This is a genomic window from Chryseobacterium sp. UF-290, from assembly GCF_058245615.1.
Map to the genome: position 1 here is coordinate 1 of NZ_JBSICB010000045.1, position 371 is coordinate 371.

Consider the following 371-nt stretch of genomic DNA (forward strand, 5'->3'; position numbering starts at 1 on the left):
TTGGCAAAGAATTTTGCATCAGAAATTTTATTTTTCACTTTTTTACAAGGATCATCATCAGGACTCATATAATCAGGAAACTTATGCCTGGAGCCATCACCGGACATAGACTGCCCCCCTCCCATAGGACCGTTTTTCGGATCTGCCCAGGAAGCGTCCTTCCACCAGTCAGAACCCGGATGATGAAGGATAAAACCGCCGGTCTGATCCATATGATTGATCTTTACTATCGTTATCTCTTCTATTTCATTGACACGGATGTGCTCTTCATTGGTTCCAATTCCCCTGGACATTACAGGACCTGAAGGATAGAGGTTATCCACCGCATACTGTAGCCTTGCAAGCACCTGAAGCGTGGCAGGTTCCGTATT

The 371-nt window shown here is 45.3% G+C and carries 1 protein-coding gene; it reads right to left on the reverse strand.

What is annotated here, in order from left to right; genetic code table 11:
• The coding region (locus AC4IF5_RS20425; RefSeq protein ID WP_490737794.1) for a hypothetical protein at positions 1–371 on the reverse strand (371 nt) is incomplete at both ends.